The sequence below is a fragment of the Kitasatospora aureofaciens genome, from assembly GCF_019192735.1.
GTDB classification, from domain to species: Bacteria; Actinomycetota; Actinomycetes; order Streptomycetales; family Streptomycetaceae; genus Kitasatospora; species Kitasatospora aureofaciens_A.
This window is the reverse complement of the sequence record NZ_JAHTKP010000139.1, coordinates 1-4,352: the sequence shown is the minus strand read 5'-3', so window position 1 is coordinate 4,352 and position 4,352 is coordinate 1. Positions and strand designations below refer to the sequence as shown.

Genomic DNA, 4,352 nt, shown 5'->3' with positions numbered 1-4,352 from the left:
ACTGGGACAAGGCCATCGCGCACCCCCTGGTGAACTCGCCGTTCTACTCAGAGAGTTGCGCGATGGCTCTCCCGTGACCAGGGGTTACTCCAAGATCCTTGCTACACCACTCCACGGGACGCCATCCTCACCGCTGGAACTCGATGAGAAGGCCGGCCCGGGCCGGCTGGAGTGCCCGGGGTGCGTACAGGCCCGCGCCGCAAAGGACTTGGGCCCGCTGGTGCTGCCCGCCCCGACCAAGCGGGAGCTGGTGGCCGCGCTGGTGTCCGCTCCGGACGATCCGTGGTGGGAGGCGCGGGTGCTTCACGCGAAGCTCTACCCGGCGAAGGACCGGAAGGTGTGACCTGTTGTCGTTGTTGGGCGTGGAATGGCCCAACACGCGGGGCTGTCTGGACCTGTGGTCGGGGTCTGGGGCGTGCTGTCGGGTTGGCGGTGGCCCGCCCTGTTGGTGACTGTGTGTGGTGGTCGGGGGTGGGTGGTTGGGTGGTGTCGGGTGCTTGTTCGGCGGTGGGGTGTTTCGGGTTTGTATTCGGGCGGTAATTCCGCCCGGCGTCTTTCGTTGAATTGTCTGGTGTTGGTGTTCTGAATTCGGGCGGGAATGGTCGGTGTGGGGGTTGGTGGCCGGGGCGTGTTCGGTTTCTGGTCGGGCCGCCGTCCGGGCCCGTCCGGGTCGCCGGGCTCCGGGGTGGTCGTCTCCGGCGGGAGTCCTTGCTGGTGCTGCGCCGCCGTCCGCGCCGCCCTGCTGTGCCTGGTCTGTGCGCGGCTGGGCTGCGCCCCCGCCCGCCGCCGGGGCTGCTGCGCCGCCCTGCTGCGCCCCTGTCCTGGGCGGCGGTGCTGCGCCGGGCTGGTGCCTGCCGCCGGGGTGGGGCTGTGGGGGGCGTGCTGCGCCTTGCTTCGGCTCGGCTCGGTGTTGTCTTGCCCATCACGGACTCATGCACCTTGCTGTCTCACTTGAGATTGCCCCGGGCGTGAAAAGCGTTGGCGGCCTGGGCCGCCTCGGTCCGCGCCCGCGTCCGCCGCAGTCAGCGCCAGCGTCGCGAACGGCTGGCTGACGAACAGAACACCGCCGTCGCCTTCGCCGCCGGCATCAACGGCTTGCCACACCCACGGCACAACCGCGGCCCCGTCTCGTGGCCCTCGACCGCGACCAGCCTCAGCCGGGGAACCCCGCCCCTGCCATGCAGGCCACCGTACGACAGTCGTTGCCGAGGGCGGGGTCGTCGCCCCAGACACGGGTTTCAGGCACCTCGAACGAGTTCCGGTGCCTGAAACAGCGCTCATCTGAGGCTCAGCGGCTCGGGCGCCGCTGGGCGACGAGGGCAGCGATGTCGTCGTCGAGCTCGCCGCCGCTGTAGGCGATCAGGTCGCGGTGGAGGTGGTCGAGGAGCTGGTGGGGCGCCTCACCGCTCCACGAGCGGATGCGTTCGGCGAGGGGGTAGAAGGCGCCGGAGCGGTCGCGGGTCTCAGTGACCCCGTCGGTGTACAGCAGGAGCTGGTCTCCGGGGTGGAAGGGGGCGAGGTCGACGTGGTACCCGTCGCTCACCAGCATGCCCAGGTTGAGCGGCGGCGAGGGAGCGGCGGGCTGCAGCTTCCGGACCCCGCCGCGGTGCAGCAGCAGCGGGGGCGGGTGGCCGCAGGTGACGCTCCGGACGACCGGTTCGTCGTCCGGGATCTCGGCGAGGAGCACGGTGATGAAACGTTCAGCGATCTCCGAGCCCGGGACCCCCGGGTACTGGGAGGCCTGGCGGCTCATGCTCGTCTCCAGGCGGCGCGCGAGGTGGGGCAGGTCGGGCGCGTCGTGGGCGGCCTCGCGGAAGGCGCTGAGCACCGCCGCGGCCGCCTGCACCGCGAGCAGGCCCTTGCCGCGTACGTCGCCGATGAGCAGCCGTACGCCGTGCGGGGTGCGTATCGCCTCGTACAGGTCGCCGCCGATCCGGGCTTCCTCCGCGGCGGCCACGTAGAGGCTCTCGAGCGTGACGTGCCCGAGGTGGCGCGGTACGGGATGCAGCACCGCCAGCTGGGCGGCCTCGGCCACCGAGCGGACCTGAACCAGCTGATGGGCGCGCCGGCCCAGCAGGCGGTTGAGGAAGACGGCGAATGCCGCAATCGCCACGAGGGTGGCCAGCTCAGAGTAGGCGGTCGCATCCCGCAGCGCATCGAAGTCCACCATCAGGCCGACGAAGATGGCGCACGCGCCCACTCCGGTGAGCACGGTCCCCCACAGGGGCAGCAGCGCGGCGGCAGCAACCATGGCCGTGGCGAGGAAGGCATCCGGCCTGACATCGCGGGGTGTGAAGAGGCCGATGAGCAGGCCGATGAACAGCAGCAGAACGGGCAGTACGGGCAGCAACTTGGCCCGCGCACCAGCGCTGTGCGGGACTCCGCGTTCCTCAGGAGACCTCGCCACCGTGCCGCTCCCCGGGATCACACACGTCGAGCAGCAGCCTAGGCCCGGAAGTCAGGCCACCGATTTGGGTAATTTTATCGCCGTTCGCCCGCAGCCCACGAACAACCCGGTGAGGGGTGGTGACGCGCAGGCGTCACCAGGGTGCCGCTCGGTGACACGATCGATGGGGTGGCTTCTGGGTGGCCGTCAGGCCGCCCCCTGGTGCCCGCCCGTGGTGCTCGTCCTGGAGGCGCCGGTAGCCGTTCCTCGGGGTTGTCGCGTGCCCTGTCGCGTTGGGTTGTCGTGTGGGGTGGTGTCGTGTGTTGTGACGTGGGCGGATACCGGGGTTTCCCTGTGTGTGGTGGGGGCGCGACAGGTGGGCGCGACAGGGTGTGGGGCGGGGCCGCGGGTGTTGCCCGCCGGGCCGTCGTCCGGGTCGCCGTCCGGGCGCGGGGAGTCGGGCGTCGTCGGGGCCGGCCTTCGTGTGGTGGTGCTGGAGCTCGGCGTCCTGGTGGCCGTCGTCGGGGTGCAACGCGGGTGCAACGGGGCGTTGCGCCGGGGTGTGACGCGGGGGCGTGTTGCGGCTCTGACCAGGTGTTATGTGCCTCGGGGGAGGGCTTGCGGGGCGTGTTGCACCTGCCGTGTTGCACCCGACTGCTCCTGGTGGCCGGCCTCGCTGGCCGTCCGCTCGCCGTCGCTGTGGTGCCCGCTGCTGCGCCCGTGCCCGCCGTGCTGGCCGTGCCCGGTGGCGTCGTCCAGGCCGCCCCTGGTGCTGGGCCTGGGAGGCCCCGTTGTCCAGGCCGTCGTGCTGCTGCCCCTTGGCCGCCGCCCGGGCCGCCGTCCTGCCGCCCTGCTGCGCCCCGGCGACCGCCCGCCCCGGTTCGGTGGCCCGGGTGGTGTTCGGTTTGGTGTTGTCGTCGGGGGGAATTGGTCGGCGGGCGTCTTGCCGGGTTTCTTGGGCGGTCGGGAATGGTGGGTGTCGTGCCGGTCGTGAGGGCCGTAGGCCCCTTTCCTGCGCGTCGTCATTCCATTTCGGTGGCCCGCGCTCCGCGCGGCTTTCTGTTTCGTTCTGGAAATGCGGCGAATTTCAATTCGCATTTTCCATGGGAATGCCGTCGGGCGGTACGTGCGGGTGCGGTCGTCGCGAGGGCTTTTATTCACCCCGTGCGTTCACGCGCAGGCGGGTAGGATAGAGTTGTAGGAGCCTCGGAAACGGCGATGGAAACGCCTCGGAAGCGTTCCGGATGCGGGTTCGGTTTGTGCGGTTGAGGTTCCGTCAGGGACCGGCGCCGAGGGTGCCTGTGAGGGCCCGCCAGAGGGGCCGCCAGGCCCCCGTCCGGGCCGACGGGCCGGGGCACCCCTCCGAGGGCCGCAGGCCCGCCCCCGAGGGTGCCGGAGGGGCCGTCAGCCCAGCAATCAGGCCGCAGGGCCGGTCTGATGAACGACGTGTGGGTTGCAGTGTCTGGGCGTCACTTGTTTTCGGTGGCTGGTTCCGGGTTGGTGCTGGTCAGGGCTTTGCGTCGCTGAAGGATGGTGTCGTTTTCGTGTCGAAGAGACGTGTCGTAGATCGGTGAAGCCCTGAGGGCACTTGCTATGACGGAGCGTCGGGTGGGCTGAGCGGTGGTGTCCTCGTGCCGTTGAACGGCGGTGTCGTGTCTGCCGGGCGCGGAGGGCCGTTTTCGCTGAAACGTCGTGTCGTGGTTGTTCCGTCGTTCGTGTGGTGTGGTCGGCGTGTCGGGATGGGTGGCCTGCGTGGGGGACAGTCTCGCCTCGCCCAGGCGGCGACGCCGTCGTTTCAGCAGCCCGAAGGTGGTCGTGATGCCAATGCGGCGTGGTCTGCCACCGGATGGCGTCCCGTGGAGTGGTGTAGCAAGGATCTTGGAGTAACCCCTGGTCATGGGAGAGCCATCGCGCAACTCTCTGAGTAGAACGGCGAGTTCACCAGGGGGTGCGCGATGGCCTTGTC

General features: G+C 70.2%; 2 protein-coding genes. One reads left to right on the top strand and one right to left on the bottom strand.

All coding sequences use genetic code 11. From position 1 onward, the window contains the following. A partial coding sequence (locus tag KV557_RS41475; RefSeq protein WP_218207297.1) for a hypothetical protein occupies positions 1-343 on the top strand: 343 nt, incomplete at its 5' end. 945 nt (positions 344-1,288) lie between these two features. Here KV557_RS41475 and KV557_RS41470 read toward each other — a convergent pair. Then, positions 1,289-2,407, bottom strand: coding sequence for a PP2C family protein-serine/threonine phosphatase (locus tag KV557_RS41470; RefSeq protein ID WP_308130321.1), 1,119 nt, complete (start codon positions 2,405-2,407; stop codon positions 1,289-1,291). Positions 2,408-4,352: the final 1,945 nt, after the last annotated feature.